Here is an 18,995-nt window from a genome sequence, read left to right as displayed (position 1 = left end):
CACTGGAATTTTGTACTAGTTTCGTTGTATCAAAATCCCTATTTTTAGAATGAAAAAACTGGGTGGGATTTCCTGCATCCCACCCAGTTCTCATCAAATCTCTATCTCCGTTCCAATCTCTTTTTCCTTCGCAATCTCATAAACACCTTTTGCGACAGCCAAGTCAAAGTATGCTGCGCCGACAGATTTGAAAAACGTTATTTCTTCATCATCCGTTCGTGCATCCACTTTACCTACGACAACATCCATAAGCTCACCGTGAATTTTATCAAATGACCAATTTGGCTGTTCGGCAGCATGAATGAGCTCCCCCGCTTCATCTTTCACACCTTCTAGATCATCGACAACAATTTTACTCGTTCGCTGAATAAATTCGAAATCGACTTCCTGCATATGTGGCAAATAAGAGCCAACACCATTCACATGTGTACCTGGTTGAACGTCATTCCCGTCAAATACTGGTGTATTCGACCGCGTGCTACAGCAAATAATATGCGCACGGTGGACAGCAGCTCCGACATCACGCACTACTTCAATTTCAATTGCTTCATCAATGCCAAACGCCCGTAACTGCTCCCTGAACTTGACCGCTTTCGCCTCAGTTGGATTGACAAGCAAAATTTCTTTGATCGGACGGACTTCAAGTACACCCAGCACTTGTTCAAATGCCATGCCGCCTGTTCCGATCACCGTTAGAACAGTGGACTCTTCCCTTGCTAACTTGTCAGTTGCTAATCCAGTCAGTGCCCCCGTACGTAGTCTCGTTAAATAGGAAGCATTCATGAGCGCAAGGTGATCGCCATTTTGTGCGTCCGTAACAAGAACAACGCCCTGCGTCGTCGGCTTGCCTTCTTTTGGGTTATTTGGAAAGATCGTGACCGCCTTCATCGTCGCGACTTCTCCTACGAGATCTGCACTTGGCATATACAAGGCAGATGCATGATGTTCCGGAAACTCTATGACCGTGCGCTGCGGATTTTCAATTTTCCCGTTCGCTTTTGATCGCAATACTTTTTCAACATCAACTAATGCTTCTTTCATTCTGTAATTCGTTTGAATTTGGCGTTCGTTTAAAAGTAACAATGATTTTAGTCATCCTTTCATTTATCTCCGAATTGAAGTATTACTTCAATTGTAATTATCTCAATCTTATTTCTAATTAAAATATTTGTCAATACACAAAAAAAGAACTAGCAGCCGAGCTACTAGTTCCATCCAATCTAAACCGCCCTTTCCCGTGACTCTGGGACAAAAGCAAGTAAAGTTCCACCGATGATGAATAAAATGACAAGACTGAACACGCCATAAGCGGAGCTTCCCGTTAACTGGGCAGTAACCCCCAACAATAACGGCCCCATCACCGATGCAAATTTCCCGAAGATATTATAAAATCCGAAAAACTCATTTGATTTTTCTTTCGGAACAAGCTGTGCAAAATACGAACGGCTCAGCGCTTGTATACCGCCTTGGGAAGTCGCGACGAGCATCGCCAAAACCCAAAAGTCCATCGTTGTTTTCAAGAAAAACGCATAAATACAAACGATAATATAGACGCCAATCCCAACATATAACATCTTTTTCCCTGTAAACTTTTGCGCTAGCCGACCATACAAAATTGCAAACGGAGCTGCGACAACTTGCGTCACAAACAAAATGATTAAGAGCGAAGTAGCACTAATTCCTAAATCCGTTCCGTAAGCGGTTGACATCGATATAATCGTACCAACACCGTCAATATAAAAGAAATAAGCAAGTAAAAAGAGAAAAACGGTACGGTATTTGCGAATTTCCTTGAACGTTTGACCGAGCCGCCGAAAACTGCCTGAAAGAAGCTTCGGTTCGCGTTCTATACCATGCAGCTGTACAACGTTTTTCAACATTGGAATGGTAAAGGAAAACCACCAAATGGCCGTAATGATAAACGCGAGACGGCTCGCATTAGATGTCGCTAGGGGCAAAATTCCCTTGTCCGCCAATAAAATAATTGCAATGCTCAAGATAAACGGAATGGTGCTTCCAATATAGCCCAACCCAAAGCCGCGAGCCGAAATCGTATTCATCCGTTCCTCACGCGTAACATCAACTAAAAAGGCATCGTAAAAAATATTGGCGCCATGAAAACCAATTGCTGTAATCGTATAAATCATTAACAACCATAACCAGTTATCACCCGGCACAAAAGCTAATGATGCCGTCGCCGCCGATCCCATGACGAAGAAAAATAGAAAAAACTTCTTTTTTAACCCTTGGTAATCCGCGATGGTCCCTAGTATAGGCCCAATCATCGCCAATATGAACGTTGCAATCGCCACTGTATATCCCAAATAGGCGGTTGAATGCGACAAACTAACACCCGCGTTCGACGCAACCGATTTATAATAAAGCGGAAATACAGCCGTTGTAATAATAATCGAATACGCAGAGTTTGCCCAATCATAAAGCATCCAGCTATTCTCTTCCTTCGTGAACATCCCCATCTCACTCACCCCCAGAGTCATTTTAGCCGAAACAGAAGAAATCGTTCATTTGCATTCATCTCATACAAGCCCGGCACTTGCACTTCCATTAGCCGTTCAAAAGGCGATTCGTCTTCAAGGAATTCAATATATTCATCCGTCGGGTAATAAAGAATGATATCTACTGTTCGATTGTCTGTCTCGACGGAATGTAAAATATTGTAAACCACTTTCCTGAAGATTTGAATGGAAAACGGATTAAAAAAATAAAAGCACTGATCTGATCGTTCAACATTGTAGTTTTCTGCTAGCAACTGTTCAAAACGAATGACGCCTTTTGAACTTTTTTTCTTTGCGGTATAACTTACAAGGTTTTCCATCGCCTGTCGGAAAAGTTGCCCGTTCATTTCAACACCTGTGATAGATCCATCTAATCGATGATGCACATAAAAGGCCAAGCGCCCTTTCCCACATCCAAAATCAACGATCTGACCAGTCTTCTTTAAAGGATATGCGTCAAAAAGAGCCTCTAATGCCACATAAGGTGTTGCTTCATAACGATTATAATGACTTGATTGGTGATGCCATTCCCGCACGCCTACCGTTTGAATACGCAGCATGCGGTCAACTGATTTTTCATCCATAAAAAATACTCCTTGCTCTATGACTTTACTTCTATTTGAAATGTTTCAAATACTTTTCCTGAAAACTACCAAGCGGAACAAACAATTATGTTAAAATGGCGGATAGGTAACATTTTTTGTAAATTAACGTTAAAAAGTGGGGGAGGAGAAAAGAATGGAAACGAAACGACCCATAGCATCCGTCACACTATTAGCCGGATTTCAATGGTTATTTTTTATGTTTGCTAACACAATCGTCATTCCGATCTCCGTTGGTGCCGCTTTTCAATTAGAGCCGATTGAAATTGTATCCGCCATTCAGCGGTCTTTCATTTTCACTGGGACTGCTTGCTTATTACAAGGTTTTCTTGGACATCGGAAAGCACTGATGGAAGGACAATCTGGGCTCTGGTGGGGTGTTATTTTAAGTTTAGCAGCCACCGCTAGTACATTGAATATCGAACTTTCGACAGTCGGCGGAAGCATTGCCGTTGGCGTTATCATTTCCGGTATTCTCATTGCTGTGTTCGGTTTGTTCGGAATGGGAAACCTTTTACAAAAGTGGTTTACCCCCATCGTTATGTTTGTTTTTCTGCTATTGCTTGCTAATCAGCTCATTACGATTTTCTTAAAGGGAATGGTCGGGCTGAATACATATGATGCCGTACAGCCGAAAGTCGCCCTATTTTCTTTTATTCTAGCGGCATTCACCATTCTCGTCCATAGTAAAGGTAAAGGAATGGTTAGCAGCTTAAATTTACTCATTGGCATGGTTGTCGGATGGATCTTCGCTGTTTTACTTTTCCCTGCGGAGTCGGGTGAGACAATTCGAACAACACCATTTTTAACGTGGTTCCCCTGGGGACAACCTGCTTTAGAATGGGGTATTATTTTAACCATCGTCATCACTGGATTGTTAAATACAACGAATACAATCGCAACTTTAAAAGGTTCAGAAGATATTTTCCATGAAAAACCAACAAGCAAACAGTATCGCAACTCCTTTTTTATCACAGGCGCATTGAATACCGTTGCCGGTGTAATCGGTCTTGTCCCTTATGCACCGTATGCTTCATCATTAGGTTTTTTACAAGCGACCGGTATTCGCGAGCGGGCACCGTTTTTTGTCGGGTCACTGCTCTTTATTCTACTTGGAATGATCCCTGAACTAAGTGCCTTTTTCTCGACGATTCCACATAGCGTCGGAAATACGGTGTTATTCGTCGCTTATTTACAATTATTCCGTTCAGCACTCCGTAATATCGAAGGACTAACGTTCGATCCGAAAACAGTGTATAGGATTGCGCTGCCGGCACTTTTAGGATTGTCGATTATGGGACTGCCGAAAGAAGTTTTTGCGACACTGCCAAATCTTGTACAGCCGCTCATCTCAAACGGCCTGCTTGTCGGTATTTTAGCGGCACTTGTGATGGAGTTATTGCATTATCTAAATCACTTGAGGAAAAGAACGAATTTTGAAGCAATCGGAAAGGATACCACTTAAATGGAAGAAAATAAACCACTCATGCAAATCGAAAAAATGGATCGGGCAATCGACCGACTTCCGAAGCGGCCAACTGCCCTTGAGATTTTTCATATCCTTCAAGAAGTATTTAATATTGATATCACTCGGGAGGAAGTACGCCCTGTCGAAAGAACTATGTCCGGTCGTAAACCGCTCGACATTTTGGAGACTCATGTTCAACAATTTGATCATAAAATAACGGGGCAGGATGTTCGGCAACTGATCAATGAGTTGTTCGGCATCAACTTGGAAGGAATCGCAGGACTCAGGCAGCTGCAAATTTCGTTGTACTCGAAAGGTCAGTGGATCGTTCAACAGGAGGATGATTTGATCGTTGTTTATACAAGTCCCGGCGATCATAATGTGAAAATTTATCCGACACCTTATTACGAAAAGCTGACCGGTTCGACCGCCTTACCTTTGGAACTTCAAGAAGAATTAGTGTCACTCGGTTTTACTTGTGACAAGGAAAAAGGTAAGTGCTACTTTGAGATGAAATCGGAGCAAGCAGTTCCAGATGATTTTAAACACCGCATAATAGGTGCAGTCGTGTATACAGTTCAAACGCAATTCGCGTGACGTGTGTCAGACACGGTCGGGGGTTGTCCAAAAACGAAGAGCCAGGCACTTCTAGGTCACCCCCCTCCTCTATCCGACACTTTCTTTTTCATTTTCCGAAAGAAGATAAAAACTTTACGCGGTCACCCATTGGCGGTACGTTATTGTCGACAAGTGCGACTTCTACAACGACAGGCCCCTTATGCTTGAGCAGCTCTTGCATTAATTCTTCGCCCAAATCATCCAATGCTTCTACTCGAACGCTTGGAATATCCATCGCTGAGACAAGCGCAGAAATATCAATTGGCGATTGTTCAAACGAAGCATGGGAACGCTGAAACTGTAACGTATGGCCATGATAAACCATGCCAAGTCTAGCGTTATTCATGACAACAAGTATAAACGGAATGTTATATTCTTTCGCGGTCAAAATTTCCATGCCATGCATGAAAAAGCATCCGTCACCGGTAATACAGACAACCGGTCGCTCTGGCTCTGCTAACTTCGAACCGATTGCGGCCCCAATTCCACTGCCCATCGCTCCAAAATGAACGTTAATGTCAAATGTATCATGATCAAGTACAGGCATATGGTGAATGACGTACGACATAAATTCCCCGATATCGACGGTATAACGGGTCGAGGGCGGTAAATACTTTTGCAGTCTTAACAGCACATTTTGTGTGTTGTATTCATCCATGCCCCCGTCAACAATAACTTCTTTCTGCTTCAATCGTCCTGGTCTTGAAACCCCCAGTTGTTTTAGTTCATCATTTAAATACAATAGGCCAATTTGTATATCACTCAATATCGGAAGATCGACCCTGTACTTTCGGTTAAACACCGTTTCATCGAAGTCCATTTGAATAGTGTAACGGTGTTTCGTAAGGTTTTGGTTATAATTATTGGTCGCCGTTTCCCCTAAACTTGATCCCACAATGAAAATTGTTTTTCCGTCTCCCTCATTGATTAGCTCGGAGGCCCTTTCATGCCCCGCAAAACCAAATACACCTGCATGTAATGGGTGGGCATCTGGGATAAGACCTTTCGCTTGAGGCGTGGTCATGATCGGCCACTGCAATGTTTCCGCTAGTTCAATAAGCTGATCTACTGAATTTCTTACCCCTTGGCCGGCCAAAATATAGCCATTTTTCTCTTCCGCAAGTTTTTGCACGGCTTCTTTTAGTACGGTTACCTCCGGTAAAATAGGCTTTCTAATTAAAGGCACTGGACAATCCATTGGCTCAACGGTCTCATGCTGAAGATCAATTGGTATCGCAATATGTACGGGTCCTGGCACACCATCAAGTGCAATTCTCACCGCCTTCACAACTTCTGGCAATAGATCTTTCGCCCGCTCAACCCTCACACTATATTTCGTCACCGGCGCAAAAATTGGCGCAGCATCTAACTCCTGGGAAGCATTTAACCCCATCGTGTTCACGGGCACCGCACCTGTTAAAAAAAGCACAGGTAAATGCTCACGCATTGCATTGGCTGCACCTGTAACGAGATTCGTACTGCCCGGCCCGCTGCAACCGACACAAACACTGAGCTGGCGGCTGTATTTTGCATAAGATGCAGCCATATAAGCTGCCGCTCCTTCATGTTTTGTAACGATTGGGGTGATTTCAGACATTTCATATAGCTCATCAAATAGTGCATTGACAGATCCAGCGGGAATCCCAAAAATTTTACGGACACCCATTTCTTTCAAATAATTAAGAACGCCGCGAATAGCTTTCATTTTCTTTCACTCCTAAAAAAGTTTCGGCAAATGTTTTAGCATCGACAGGACGACCAAAATAATACCCTTGCATAAGATTACAGTTCCTTGAAGCCAAAAACTCCGCTTGCTCTTTTGTTTCCACACCTTCTGCAATAACGCTCAGCTTCAGGTTTTGTGCCAATGTGATAATCGTATTCGTGATCGCTGCATTGTCGTCGTCATTCGTCACATCTTGTACGAAAGACCGATCAATTTTCAGCGTATGGATAGGGAAGTTTTTCAAATACCCAAGCGAAGAATAGCCAGTCCCAAAATCGTCAATAGAAATATTGACACCTAATTTCTGCAATTGCTCCATTGTTTTCAAAGTGATTTCGGTGTTTTTGATAATTTGATTTTCCGTTAGCTCCAAACGTAAAAATTCCGGCGCCAAACCGACTTCCTTCAACATGTTTTGGATAAAGGAGAAAATATCGTTTTGTTCAAACTGACGAACTGACAAGTTAACAGACATACTAATTCCTGGATACCCTGCTTCATGCCATTTTTTTATTTGTATACAAGCATTCCGCAGCACCCATTCACCAATCGGCACGATTAGGCCCGTTTCCTCCGCAATCGGGATAAACTGATCTGGTGAAACTAACCCTTCCTCCGGATGATTCCATCTTAGCAATGCCTCTACACCAACAACGGCTTTTGTACGGTAATTCACTTGCGGTTGATAATAAATTTCAAGTTCCCCGTAATCCAACGCTTTGTACAATGCATTTTCAAATTTCACACTTTCGAAACTTCGTGTTTCCATTGCTTTTCGGAAAAAATGATAGCTGTTGCCTGTTATTTCCTTTGATTTATACATTGCAGTATCCGCTTTTTTAATAAGCGTTTCAATTGTGTCCCCGTCTTCTGGAAATAAGCTAATGCCAATGCTTGTTTTGACATAGATTTCATGACCCACTAAATAGAACGGCTCCGAAAAAGCATGAATGAGCGCATGAATCGCTACCATAACCTCTTCCTTTTCTCGGATATTCGGTAAAATAATGGTGAATTCATCACCGCCTTGACGCGATACAGTAGCACTTTCTGGCATGCAATTTTCCAAACGACTGGCAACATCTCTTAGTAACAAATCACCATAACTATGTCCAAGCGTATCATTAATCATTTTAAAACGATCCAAATCTAAATATAAAATAGCGATTTTCTCATCATTTACTTTTGCATAATGAATACATTGGTTTAGCCGATCCATTAAAAGTACGCGATTCGGTAAATTCGTCAAACTATCATAATAGGCATGGTAACGGATTTCTTCCTCCATTTGTTTGCGTTGGGTAATATCTTTAAAAGTAACGACTTCTCCAACGACATTTTCATCTTCCCGAATAGCAGAGATGACGTACTCTACTGGGAAAAAGGAATGATCTTTTCGATAAAAAATTTCATCCGACACATACGGATTCCACTTTTCTCCGTCAGATTTCTGTCCTTGGAAAATGATGTCGGAATGCTTGCCGATCAGTTCTGCACTGTCATACCCTAACATTACTTCCCCAGCCGGGTTACAAAATGTAATATTTCCTGCTAAATCTAAACCGAAAATCCCTTCACCTGCAGAATTTAAGATAAGTTCTTTTTCGCGGCTCAATTGCTTAAGTTCGGCAACAACTTTTTCCAGCTCATCCTTTTTAATTGTAATTTCCAATGTACGATCTTGAATAATGAGTTCTTGTTTTTCCATGTATAGCAAATTAGATAGTGTAGAAGCGGTGGCATCGACAATCGATTGTGCCAATTGCAGATCTGCATCTCTATATAAACGTCCTTCTTCAAAATCTACTAGTGACATAACACCAAGCGCTTCCCCCATCGAAACGAGCGGAAAAATGAGCAATCCTTTAATGCCAAACTGTTTGCATAGCTCATGATTTGGTCGATCATCTACAAAAACGTCCGGTATGACGACCATTTTTTTGGTTTGAATAGCCTCTTTTAAGACTTCATCATTTCTTTCATCGACCGGGTTTTCTTTATGGACTTTCATCCAATCCTTTTCTGTCCACTCACTCTTTTCGCTCAACTTCGCCGGTTTTATCCGATTCTCCGCGATAGGATCCAGTAAATGAACACCGATATTGACATTGTTTAATACTTTCCCGAGATAGTAAAAACATTTGTCCAACCCTTCCTGCATCGTTGAACATAATGATAATTCACGCGTAATATCTAGCAACAATTGCTTTTCTGCCAACAAATTTTCTTTCCGCTTTAAATTGTCCGCATTCTGAATCGCGACAGCTGCCATATTGACATAGGCTTCGACCGTTTGAATTTCTATTTCTGTTAAATTCATCGGAATTCCGTAGTCGAATAAAAAAACGAGTCCGTATAATTCGTTTTCATAAGAAACAGGAAGTGCGAGCAATGATTTAATCTTAAAAGCCGCGACCGCTCTCGGATCGGGGCGGTCATCTTTAGCTGTATCGGGTATATAAATTGTTTTCTGCGTTTCAATGACTTCCTTTGCGAGCAAGTCGTAATTTGTGTCAACGACGTGCATATCGAGCGTCATACCATTAATAAACTCGGGTTTCCCAACAAAACCCCTAAATGTACCATCTTCTTGTGGCAAATAGATGCCGACAGAGTCGCATTGAACAATTTCTTCTGAAATAGCAGTCGTTACGTGGCTAAGCATTTCACGTAATTCAAGATTTGTATTAATTAGCTTTGTTAAATTGGCAAGGCGGGAATACCTGCTCTGTTGTTCTCCCATCACTTTTTTGCCCTCCCTTAAATCATGTTGGTCGATAATGAACTGAAATCCATCTCGGAGAAATAATTTCATTTTCAGTAACATACCGTATAGGAAAGTACCATTCTGTCATTCTGTCATTCTTTCATTACTAACTATTAAGCGTATTACTTTTTTGGAGGGAATACAATGCCGCCAACAGTTTTAGTTTTATTCTTTCTCTTTATCATCTTTGTCATTGTGCCTTTCTCCCTGCTTTTATGGTTAAGGCAAAAAGCTAAAATGCCTCAGCATTCCATTATACGCGCACACCCTTATTTGGGCTGGGTTCGCTACGTGCTAGAAAAACTTGGACCCGAATTTAGACAGTATTGGTTTGATGATGACAACAACGGCAAGCCTTTTTCACGTGCAGAATTTCTAGGGATTGTATTTTCATCCAAATATCGCAGCGATTTACTAAGCTTCGGCTCTAAAAAAGACTTTGAAAAACCCGGTGCCTATTTAGCAAATGGCTTATTCCCCCTTATCAACGAAGAATTAAATGTCGATTTACGAGAAACGACTCCTGCCAAAAAGTACAAAATTGAAAACGAAGGTATTGTTACACGCCGTGAACGATTCATTGATGACCAAACATCGCGTTGGTTATATCGAAATGAGGATGTCATTGTTGTTGGAAGAGAGCGGCAGACGCCCTGGTATTTAGAAGGTCCTTTCGGTGCCTCTGCAACATCTTATGGTTCTGTTGGGGAGCACTATATTTTATCGACTGGAAATGGCAGTCGAATGGCCGGTGGATCGTGGATCAACACAGGTGAAGGTGGAATCGCCCCCGAGCATCTTACAACAAAGGCTGATTTAGTGGCACAAATCGGACCAGCACTTTATGGATACAGGGATGAGAATGGCGATTTTTCCATGCGAATATTTCAAGAAAAAGCAGAACTGGACGCCGTGAAAGCTTTCGAAATTAAACTTGCACAAGGGGCAAAAATTAGGGGTGGTCACCTAGAAGGGGGAAAAGTGACAAAGAAAATTGCAGACATGCGAAATGTGGCAATGGGTCAAACGCTTAGCTCCCCAAACCGCTTTCCATTTTTACATAACACCGTAGAGTTACTTGAATTCATCCAAAAACTTCAAGAGGTCGGCGGCAAACCTGTGGGCATTAAAATTGTTGTAGGCGCCGCTTCAAAGATCGACGAGCTTTTTGGGATGATGAAGCAATTAGACATTTATCCAGATTTCATCACAGTGGATGGGGCAGAAGGAGGATCGGGCGCAACGTTCAAATCCATGGCCGACACGATGGGACTGCCACTTTACCCTGCACTGCTCACAGTCGTCGATCTAGCGTATGTACATGGGATCCGTCATAAGTTTTCCATTTTTGCATCCGGAAAGTTAACTTCTGCAGATAAAATTGCAATTGCCCTTGCAATTGGGGCAGATGCCGTTAACTCTGCACGCGGATTTATGATCGCAAATGGCTGTATTATGGCGCTTCAATGTCATACCGGTAAATGTCCAACCGGCATTGCAACGACCGATCCGACCTACCAAGCGGCACTTGTGCCCGAGGAAAAACAATGGCGCGTCATGAATTATATTTTAACGATTCGACAGGGGCTCTTTGCGTTGGCGGCTGCAAGCGAAATTGATTCGCCTCGGAAATTTACGCGAGACCACATCGTCGTTACGGATGCCATTGGGAATGTCGAACGATTTTCCGATCTATATCCGATTCCCTCCCCCAAAAATGAATGACACTGATTCATTCAACAAAAGTTTTTGAATTCCTGTCGACCGATGCGGATGTTGGTTGCACATGATATATAATCATCACACTTGTTATAAGTATTTCTTTTCAACCATCTCGACAAATTTTGTCGATGCAGGCGACAACGGCACTGTTTTCAAATAGCAGATTCCAATATGGCGCCCGGGAATTTCTTCGATCAGCTGCACTTCATTGACAAGGCCTTTCGCAATATAGTCTTGCGAAAACTCCCGTGTCACGGAGGCGATCCCTAAATTACTTTTGGCAAATTCCAGCACCAAGTCATGGGAGCCTAATTCAAATTCGGGGGACAGCTGAATCCCTTTTGATTGTAGAAATTCCTCAACGTACTGCCTGGAATTTGAACTCTTTTCAAGAAATATTAAAGGAAATTTAACTAACTCTTTTACACCTAGCGGCCTCGACAAAATTCTTTTGAATTTATCTCCGTAAACGAAAGTGTCATGAATGATGAAACAAGGTCTTACTTCTAATGATGGATCATCCACCGGCAAGTTACATACCGCAATGTCGATCTCACCGGACTTGACGATCGAAAGCAGTTCAGCAGTCGTCCCGTTTGCAACTGTAAATTTGATATTCGGGTAACGATTGTGGAATGACTCCAAATAAGGAAGCAAAAAATGCCTCGAAATCGTATCTCCCACACCAATTTTCAATTCGCCCGCCGTCAAATTTTTAAACTCCAGTAATTTTTCTTCCCCCGCAGCTAATAAATTCAACGCGGAATTGGCATACTCAAAAAGTAACTGTCCTTCATTGGTCAGCGTGACGCCTTTCGGTGACCGTTTGAATAGGCGTGTGTCCAGCTCTTTTTCCAATTGCCGAATCGCTTGACTGACAGCTGGCTGTGTCATGTATAAATCTTTCGCCGCTTCGGAAAAACTATTGCTAACCGCAACTTTACAAAAGACTTTATACAAATCTAACTTACTAACCATATAAGCACCCCTTATACCTATCATTCAAACGATTAATTTTACTTATATCATGTTTTGAGTGTATAGTACAAGTAGGTACGTATGGATGTAATTAAATGTATTTTCTATATAACAATAAAAAAAAACTATATTTCAAATGACCATCAAGGAGCGATTCGATTGGAAAGAGTAGTTGGAACAGTTGTCAGAGGCCTCCGTTGCCCAATTATCAATGAAGGAGATAACATTGAAGAAATTGTTGTGGATAGTGTCCTGAAAGCATCCGAAGTTGAAGGTTTTGCGATTCGTGACCGCGACATCGTTACACTGACGGAATCGATCGTTGCACGCGCGCAAGGGAACTATGCAGAAATTGACGACATCGCAAAAGATGTACATGCTAAATTCGGAGACGAAACAGTTGGGGTGATCTTCCCTATTTTAAGCCGAAATCGTTTTGAAAACTGCCTGCGCGGTATCGCGAAAGGCGTCAAAAAAATCGTATTAATGCTAAGCTACCCGGCTGACGAAGTCGGTAACCATTTGGTCGATATTGAACTTCTCGACGAAAAAAATGTCAATCCATGGACAGATGTGTTGACTGAGCAGCAATTCCGCGATCATTTTGGCTATATTAAACATACGTTTACAGGCGTCGACTATATCGAGTTTTACAAATCACTTGTTGAGGGATATGGCATTGAATGCGAAGTAATTTTCTCCAACAACGCGAAAACTATTTTAGACTATACGAAAAACGTCTTAGTGTGCGATGTCCACACACGCGCCCGCACGAAGCGCATTTTGAAAGCAAACGGCGGAGAAAAGATTTTCGGTTTAGACGATATTCTTACAACGTCCATTGATGGCAGCGGTCACAATGAAACATACGGTCTGCTTGGCTCCAACAAATCGACGGATACAGGCGTCAAACTATTTCCACGCGACTGCCAGCCAACCGTTGACCGAATCCAGCAAATGCTGTTAGAAAAGACAGGCAAGACCATTGAAGTCATGGTATACGGCGATGGCGCATTTAAAGATCCGGTCGGCAAGATTTGGGAACTTGCAGACCCTGTCGTTTCCCCGGCATACACAGCCGGACTAAAGGGAACGCCGAACGAAGTCAAACTGAAGTATTTGGCAGACAACAACTTCTCAGATCTGCGCGGGGAAGAGTTGAAAAAAGCCATTTCCCAGTATATCACCGAAAAAGAAGAAGATCTCGGAGACTCAGCATCAGCACAAGGGACAACCCCACGTAAACTGACTGACCTTATCGGCTCCTTGTCAGATTTAACATCCGGCAGCGGTGACAAAGGAACACCAATCGTTTATATTCAAGGGTATTTTGATAACTATACGCATTAATCAAAAACGGCTTTTCCATTTTTGGGGAAAGCCGTTTTTTTGGTACTGATCATTCGTCCAATTTCTATTTTTTTCCCTTTTGATGCCAGACACGAATTTTATGATACAAGCATCACTTTACATATTGTTTCATTAACGCTTTGTTTCGGGTTCTAAATATTTCGTTATGTGATGAGACCATGCCACCGGATGCAGCATTTGGCTGGATGTATTGTTTCGCTTTGTTGACAGCATTTGCAGCGTCTTGGAATGCGCCTGCAATTAGGTGTAGCTTCCCTTCATGCTTTAAAATATCTCCTGCCGCGTACAGCCCTTCAATCGATGATTCACTGCTCGAGTTGCCTGCAATGAAATACTCATCTACTCGTTCAATTGGTAGCACGCTATTGTCAATTAATGTCTTATCCCGCTCATACCCATGATTAATAATTACTTCATCAATCCCCAATTGGAAGACTTCCCCAGTTTGGCGGTTCGTTAGTTCAACAAACTCGATCACATCATGATTTTCACCTGCGATGAGCTTGGAAATCGTTGTATGGAAATAGCAAGTTGCGGAGCTATTGAGCAACTGGGCAACTTGTGCTTCGTGTCCTACCAATGCCTCTTTCCGGTAGGTGACATAGACTTTTTTTGCAATCGGCTCCAATTCATTTGCCCAATCGACCGCCGAATTGCCGCCACCTGAAATGATAACTGTCTTGTCCTTAAAGTGTTGCAATGACTTCACTGTATAATTTAGATTCGTAACTTCAAATCTTTCCGCACCTTCGATATCTAACTTCTGAGGATTTAAAATACCGCCTCCAACCGCTAAGATGACCGTCTTCGAATAATGTTTATGACCCGAATCACTTTCGAGGACAAAAATGCCATCTTCCTTGCGATTAATAGATGCAACTTTCTCATTGAGCACAACTGTCGGATCGAATGTCAGTCCTTGTGCAACAAGCTGCTCAATAAGCACAGAGCCAGGTACAGGCGTTAACCCTCCAACATCCCAAATCATTTTTTCAGGATAAACATGAACTTTTCCACCCAATTGCGGCTGATATTCAATAATTTTCGTCTTCATCTCCCGTAAGCCGCTGTAAAAGGCCGAGTATAAACCTGCTGGCCCTCCGCCAATGATCGTAACGTCAAACAATTCTTGTTCCAACATTTCCTTGCTCCCCCTCTTTGCCAAAAAATTCCTAAATATTGTTGACAGGATTGAAAACACAACTTATGATAATTATTGTACTGATATTGATAATCATTATCAATGGTAATGATTTTATTTACAAAAAGGAGGTCTTTCAATGGTTCGCCTTTATACCGATTCGTTGAGTATTAGCTACGGAGAGCGCCTAATTGTGGAAAATTTAAGTGTGGAAATTCCAGATCACCAAGTGACAACGATCATCGGTGCGAATGGCTGTGGGAAATCTACGCTTTTAAAAACGATTACGCGCATTATTTCACAGCAATCAGGTGCGGTCGTTTTAGATGGTGAAGATATTGCAAAAGAAAATACGAAGCAACTTGCCAAAAAAATGGCTATTCTTCCACAAACACCAGAAAGCGCAAGCGGCTTAACCGTCGGGGAACTCGTCTCCTATGGGCGCTTCCCATACCAAAAAGGGTTTGGACGTTTAACGAAAAAGGATTACGAAGTCATTGACTGGGCACTTGAAGTGACAGGAACAAAGGCTTTTAAATTTACGCCTGTCGACGCATTATCAGGCGGACAACGTCAACGCGCTTGGATTGCGATGGCGTTAGCGCAAGAAACAGAAATGATCTTTTTGGATGAACCCACAACTTATTTAGATTTGGCACACCAGCTAGAGGTATTAGAGCTATTGCAGCGACTCAATGTAGAACAACAGCGAACAATCGTCATGGTGCTCCATGATTTAAATCAAGCGGCGCGATTCGCAGACCATATCATTGCCTTAAAAGACGGTAAAATCGTCAAGGCTGGCAACTGTGAAGAAGTGATCGTTCCCGAAGTACTAAAAGAAGTATTTCAAATTGACGCGGTCATTGGACGTGACCCTCGTACGGAAAAACCGATGTGTATGACATATAACCTCATAAAAGGAGATTGAACCGATGAAAAAACTTATAATCCCATTTCTACTGCTCTTTGTGCTCGTTCTGGGCGCTTGCAGCGGGAATAGCGCCTCCAAGCAGGACAGTAAAACAGCAACGGATGAAACTTCATCCAATACCATTACATATGAATCAGAAAATGGTCCTGTTGAAGTACCAGCAAATCCACAACGTGTTGTCGTACTTTCTACTTTCGCTGGTAACGTTATGGCGTTAGACGTCAATCTCGTGGGTGTAGATGCTTGGTCAAAAATGAACCCTCGCTTCGATGACAAATTGAAAGACGTTGAAGAAGTGTCTGATGAAAGTTTGGAAAAAATCCTTGAACTGGAACCCGATCTCATTATCGGCCTTTCAACGATTAATAATATTGATAAGTTAAAAGAAATTGCGCCGACTGTAACGTATACATACGGAAAAGTCGATTACCTCACACAGCATATTGAAATTGGCAAACTATTAAACAAAGAAAAAGAAGCACAAGCTTGGGTGGATGATTTTAAAAAACGCACGAAAAAAGCAGGCGATGAAATCCGTGCAAAAATCGGAGAAAACGCAACAGTTTCTGTAATTGAAAACTTTGATAAGCAGCTCTACGTCTTTGGGGATAATTGGGGACGAGGAACAGAAATTTTATATCAAGAAATGAACTTGAAAATGCCTGAAAAAGTACAAGAAATGGCGTTAAAAGATGGCTATTATGCCCTTTCACTCGAAGTGCTGCCGCAGTTTGCCGGCGATTATGTTATTTTCAGTAAAAACCCGGATACAGATAACTCCTTCACCGAAACCGAAACATACCAAAACATTCCAGCCGTTCAAAATGATCAAGTTTTTGAAGTGAATGCGAAAGAATTTTACTTTAATGACCCAGTTACACTAGATCTTCAATTAGATTTCTTTAAGGAAAAATTTCTCGGGAAATAATTTCCCGAATGACCTGTACGGAGGAATCCCTAAAGCAAGGATTTCGCCGTACACTTTAAATTAGGAAGACGATTAGAGAGGAAAATAAATGTCACATAACAATAATCGTTCAATCCCATTTTACTTGAAGCTGATTGCTGCCCTTGTCGTTTTTGCAGCGATATTTATCTCTTCGCTGATCTTTGGAGCAGCAGATATTTCGATCAGGGATATTACACTCGCACTTAATTCAAATGCGAGCAGCAATAACGTTTTATTGATCCGTGAAATTCGTTTGCCGCGCGAAATTGCGGCCATTTTCGTCGGATCGGCACTTGCCGTTTCCGGTGCTATTATGCAAGGGATGACGCGAAATCCGCTGGCGGACCCTGGATTACTTGGTCTAACAGCCGGCGCGAACATGGCATTGGCTTTTACAGTTGCACTTTTTCCAGCGACAAATTATTTCGGCATTATGATTGCTTGTATGATTGGCGCGATGATTAGTGCCGGGATGGTTTTCGGCTTAGGCGCGATGAGAAAAGGCGGTTTTTCCCCATTCCGAATCGTACTTGCTGGTGCAGCTGTATCAGCTTTTTTATATGCGATCGCAGATGGAATCGGTATTTATTTCAAAGTGTCCAAAGATGTCTCGATGTGGACAGCCGGCGGGCTAATTGGTACAACATGGGGACAACTTCAAATCATCGTACCATTTACTAGTATTGGCATGATCATTGCACTTTTGTTAGCACGACAGCTTACCATTTTGAGCTTAAGTGAAGAAACCGCTGTTGGCTTAGGGCAAAATACGATCCGCATTAAAATAGTCTTATTTATCATCATTACCTTGCTAGCAGGCGCTGCAGTCGCACTTGCCGGCAATATGGCTTTCGTCGGACTAATGGTGCCGCATATCGTCCGAGCGATCGTTGGCACAGATTACCGTTTCATCATTCCAATGTCGGCCATTGTCGGCGCTACTTTTTTACTCGCCGCCGATACAGTCGGACGGACAATTAATGCGCCGTACGAGACACCTGTTGCTGCAATCGTGGCTGTTTTAGGATTGCCCTTTTTCCTATTTATCGTCCGAAAAGGGGGCAAAGCATTTACATGATACAACCAACTTTAGTGAAAAAACAACGCCTCCTTTTTTGGTTGCTCATTTTCCTGATCGTCATAACGGCTTTAATCGGAATGGGAATGGGCTATGCATCACTTTCCTATGACAGACTATTACCGACTTTAGTCGGACAAGGGACGTTTAAAGAAGAATTTGTGTTATTTTCAATACGTTTGCCAAGAATTATTATTACCATTTTAGCCGGCATGGCACTCGCCTTATCGGGGGCTATTTTACAAGGGATTACACGGAATGACTTGGCAGATCCCGGCATTATCGGCATCAATGCCGGTGCTGGTGCCGCCGTTGCGTTGTTCTTCTTATTTGCCCCGATCCAGGCTGAGAATTTCGCTTATATGCTGCCAGTCGTTGCGTTTCTGGGCGCTTTTGTAACTGTCTGTCTCATCTATGCGTTTTCCTATAACCGCCAAACAGGGCTTCAACCTATACAACTTATCCTCGTCGGGATTGGTTTCGCCATGGCGTTATCTGGCTTAATGATTGTGTTAATTTCTTCTGCGGAGCGTGCCAAAGTCGATTTTGTCGTAAAGTGGCTCGCCGGCAACATTTGGGGAGCCGATTGGCCTTTCATATGGGCAATTCTTCCTTGGCTTGTCGTTCTCATTCCATTTACGCTTTATAGAGCCAATCGCTTGAATTTGCTAAGCTTAAGCGAACCGGCAGCAATCGGTCTTGGTATTTCCCTTCAGCGCGAACGCATCGTGTTACTGCTAACAGCCGTCGCTTTAGCCGCATCTGCCGTTTCAGTAACAGGCGGCATTGCATTCATTGGCTTGATGGCTCCTCATTTAGCAAAAGCCCTTGTCGGCCCGCGCAATCAACTTTATTTGCCGCTTGCAATCCTCATTGGTGGCTGGCTTTTGTTACTTGCGGACACTGTCGGGCGAAATATTGTCGAACCTGATGGCATTCCGGCTGGTATTATGGCAGCGTTAATTGGCGCTCCGTATTTTATGTATTTGTTGATGAAAAAATCATGAGTAAAACCGCATCGCATGAGGCAGATGCGGTTTTACTCATGGTTTTCACCTTCTTTTTGTACAACTCCACATTGTGCTCCGTTGAAACTTTCGTACCTCCTGTTCGTAAAGTACATAA

General features: G+C 42.5%; 15 protein-coding genes. 8 read left to right on the top strand and 7 right to left on the bottom strand.

Translation table 11 applies throughout. The annotated features are described in order from the left end of the window. Positions 1–93: 93 nt before the first annotated feature. The 3 genes from AU377_RS09795 to AU377_RS09785 form a co-directional block, all read right to left on the bottom strand. Positions 94–1,083: an ornithine cyclodeaminase family protein gene (locus tag AU377_RS09795; protein WP_067407469.1), complete on the bottom strand. Its 990-nt coding sequence runs from the start codon at positions 1,081–1,083 to the stop codon at positions 94–96. Positions 1,084–1,220: 137 nt separating this feature from the next. Beyond that, a complete protein-coding gene (locus AU377_RS09790; RefSeq protein WP_067407464.1) occupies positions 1,221–2,477 on the bottom strand; it encodes an MFS transporter in 1,257 nt (418 codons plus the stop codon). Positions 2,478–2,494: 17 nt separating this feature from the next. After that, positions 2,495–3,100, bottom strand: a complete 606-nt coding sequence (locus AU377_RS09785) for a methyltransferase (protein ID WP_067407462.1) — start codon at positions 3,098–3,100, stop codon at positions 2,495–2,497. A 154-nt stretch (positions 3,101–3,254) separates the two neighbouring features. Between AU377_RS09785 and AU377_RS09780 the strand changes: the two genes are divergently transcribed. After that, positions 3,255–4,583, top strand: a complete 1,329-nt coding sequence (locus AU377_RS09780) for a uracil/xanthine transporter (RefSeq protein WP_067407460.1) — start codon at positions 3,255–3,257, stop codon at positions 4,581–4,583. Next, the gene (locus tag AU377_RS09775; RefSeq protein WP_067407458.1) at positions 4,584–5,183 is read left to right on the top strand and encodes a hypothetical protein; all 600 of its coding nucleotides are present in this window, start codon (positions 4,584–4,586) and stop codon (positions 5,181–5,183) included. It begins immediately after the preceding gene. Between the two features lie 88 nt (positions 5,184–5,271). On the opposite strand, the gene AU377_RS09770 is transcribed toward AU377_RS09775, so the two are convergent. After that, positions 5,272–6,909 carry a thiamine pyrophosphate-binding protein gene (locus AU377_RS09770; RefSeq protein ID WP_067407456.1) on the bottom strand — a complete coding sequence of 546 codons (1,638 nt, stop codon included), beginning with the start codon at positions 6,907–6,909 and terminating at the stop codon, positions 5,272–5,274. Then, positions 6,884–9,673, bottom strand: coding sequence for an EAL domain-containing protein (locus AU377_RS09765; RefSeq protein ID WP_067407451.1), 2,790 nt, complete (start codon positions 9,671–9,673; stop codon positions 6,884–6,886). Before AU377_RS09765 ends, AU377_RS09770 begins: the two co-directional genes overlap by 26 nt. 168 nt (positions 9,674–9,841) lie before the next feature. Between AU377_RS09765 and AU377_RS09760 the strand changes: the two genes are divergently transcribed. After that, positions 9,842–11,422 (top strand): FMN-binding glutamate synthase family protein, encoded by a 1,581-nt coding sequence (locus AU377_RS09760; RefSeq protein ID WP_067407449.1) that lies wholly within the window; start codon positions 9,842–9,844, stop codon positions 11,420–11,422. 84 nt (positions 11,423–11,506) lie between these two features. On the opposite strand, the gene AU377_RS09755 is transcribed toward AU377_RS09760, so the two are convergent. Then, positions 11,507–12,397 carry a LysR family transcriptional regulator gene (locus tag AU377_RS09755; protein WP_067407447.1) on the bottom strand — a complete coding sequence of 297 codons (891 nt, stop codon included), beginning with the start codon at positions 12,395–12,397 and terminating at the stop codon, positions 11,507–11,509. A gap of 159 nt (positions 12,398–12,556) precedes the next feature. On the opposite strand from AU377_RS09755, the gene AU377_RS09750 reads away from it, so the two are divergent. Continuing rightward, positions 12,557–13,747 carry a coenzyme F420-0:L-glutamate ligase gene (locus AU377_RS09750; protein ID WP_067407885.1) on the top strand — a complete coding sequence of 397 codons (1,191 nt, stop codon included), beginning with the start codon at positions 12,557–12,559 and terminating at the stop codon, positions 13,745–13,747. A 112-nt stretch (positions 13,748–13,859) separates the two neighbouring features. On the opposite strand, the gene AU377_RS09745 is transcribed toward AU377_RS09750, so the two are convergent. Continuing rightward, positions 13,860–14,909, bottom strand: coding sequence for an NAD(P)/FAD-dependent oxidoreductase (locus tag AU377_RS09745; RefSeq protein WP_067407445.1), 1,050 nt, complete (start codon positions 14,907–14,909; stop codon positions 13,860–13,862). Positions 14,910–15,048: 139 nt separating this feature from the next. On the opposite strand from AU377_RS09745, the gene AU377_RS09740 reads away from it, so the two are divergent. The 4 genes from AU377_RS09740 (at position 15,049) to AU377_RS09725 (ending at position 18,877) form a co-directional block, all read left to right on the top strand. Next, positions 15,049–15,840: an ABC transporter ATP-binding protein gene (locus AU377_RS09740; RefSeq protein WP_067407441.1), complete on the top strand. Its 792-nt coding sequence runs from the start codon at positions 15,049–15,051 to the stop codon at positions 15,838–15,840. Positions 15,841–15,844: 4 nt separating this feature from the next. Next, the gene (locus AU377_RS09735) at positions 15,845–16,771 is read left to right on the top strand and encodes an iron-hydroxamate ABC transporter substrate-binding protein (protein WP_067407439.1); all 927 of its coding nucleotides are present in this window, start codon (positions 15,845–15,847) and stop codon (positions 16,769–16,771) included. Positions 16,772–16,859: 88 nt separating this feature from the next. After that, entirely contained in the window at positions 16,860–17,870 is a 1,011-nt protein-coding gene (locus AU377_RS09730; protein ID WP_067407437.1) for an iron ABC transporter permease, read from the top strand. Then, positions 17,867–18,877: an iron ABC transporter permease gene (locus AU377_RS09725; protein ID WP_067407435.1), complete on the top strand. Its 1,011-nt coding sequence runs from the start codon at positions 17,867–17,869 to the stop codon at positions 18,875–18,877. Before AU377_RS09730 ends, AU377_RS09725 begins: the two co-directional genes overlap by 4 nt. The last annotated feature ends 118 nt before the right edge of the window (positions 18,878–18,995 follow it).

The sequence above is a fragment of the Sporosarcina sp. HYO08 genome, assembly GCF_001563475.1.
GTDB lineage: Bacteria > Bacillota > Bacilli > Bacillales_A > Planococcaceae > Sporosarcina.
This window is presented reverse-complemented; position numbering and strand designations above follow the sequence as displayed.